Source organism: Chryseobacterium phosphatilyticum (assembly GCF_002899825.2).
GTDB classification, from domain to species: domain Bacteria; phylum Bacteroidota; class Bacteroidia; order Flavobacteriales; family Weeksellaceae; genus Chryseobacterium; species Chryseobacterium phosphatilyticum.
Genome location: NZ_PPED02000020.1, coordinates 1 through 1,070, shown reverse-complemented (window position 1 = coordinate 1,070; position 1,070 = coordinate 1). Strand labels below are relative to the sequence as shown.

Genomic DNA, 1,070 nt, shown 5'->3' with positions numbered 1-1,070 from the left:
GCCTGGCACTGGCGTTGCGCGAGATCGGTCGCGTCGAGCGTACCCTGTTCACGCTCGACTGGATCGAGCAGCCCGAACAGCGTCGCCGCGCCACCCGCGAACTCAACAAGGGAGAAGCGGAAAATGCCCTGAAACGCGCCATCTTCTTCCATCGCATCGGCCGTATCCGCGATCATGCGCTGCAAGCCCAAAGCCATCGGGCGAGCGCGCTGAACCTCGTCGCCGGTGCCATCGTCCTGTGGAACACGACCTACCTGCAAGCCGCCCGGATGCATCTCGCCAACCTCGGCCGGCCGGTCCCGCCGGACCTGCTGCAACACCTATCACCGCTCGGTTGGCAGCATATCAATCTCACCGGCGATTACCTCTGGACCGATCCCGATGCGCCATCCACGGCGCTCAGACCGCTTCGCCAGATGCGCGCCGTCGAAGGCACGGCAAAACCTTAGCGTATATCTGGGTCCGTTCTGTGTACTGATCGGCCCCCACGCGGTGGTCCAAGTTCTAAGTTAGTGCAGGGTCGGCCTTTGCTCCACGGGTCGCTTGGCCGGCGGAGCCGACCGGGTGAGCGCAGCCGGCCAAGCGGTGAAGGCCGGCACGAACACCTCCGGGGCCGGTGGTCGGTAGCCGAGCGAGGCGTGCGGGCGCACGCTGTTGTAGTGTAGACGCCAACTCTCGATCACGATCTGCGCCTCCTTGAGCGTGTAGAAGATCTCACCGTTCAAAAGCTCGTCCCGTAGTCGTGCGTTGAAGCTCTCGACGTAACCGTTCTCCCATGGCGAGCCGGGTGCGATGTAGGCTGTTCTGGCGCCGACACCGGTGATCCAGGCCTGCACGGACTTGGCGATGAACTCCGGACCGTTGTCCGAGCGGATATGGCCGGGCACGCCGCGCAGGATGAACAGGTCGGACAGCACGTCGATCACGTCCGCCGCCTTCAGCTTGCGTGCGACGCGGATCGCCAGGCACTCCCGCGTGAACTCATCGACCACGTTCAGCATCCGGAACTTGCGGCCCTCGTGCGTGCGGGCTTCGACAAAGTCGTAGGACCAGACGTGATCGCGACGCTC

At 64.4% G+C, this 1,070-nt stretch carries 1 protein-coding gene and 1 pseudogene; one reads left to right on the top strand and one right to left on the bottom strand.

The window, feature by feature from the left end; genetic code table 11:
* On the top strand, positions 1-449 hold a 449-nt coding region (locus C1631_RS25215), incomplete at its 5' end, for a Tn3 family transposase (protein WP_165828365.1).
* 60 nt (positions 450-509) lie between these two features.
* Here C1631_RS25215 and C1631_RS25210 read toward each other — a convergent pair.
* Positions 510-1,070 (bottom strand): annotated as a pseudogene (locus C1631_RS25210) (IS3-like element ISMex5 family transposase); the annotation flags it as partial.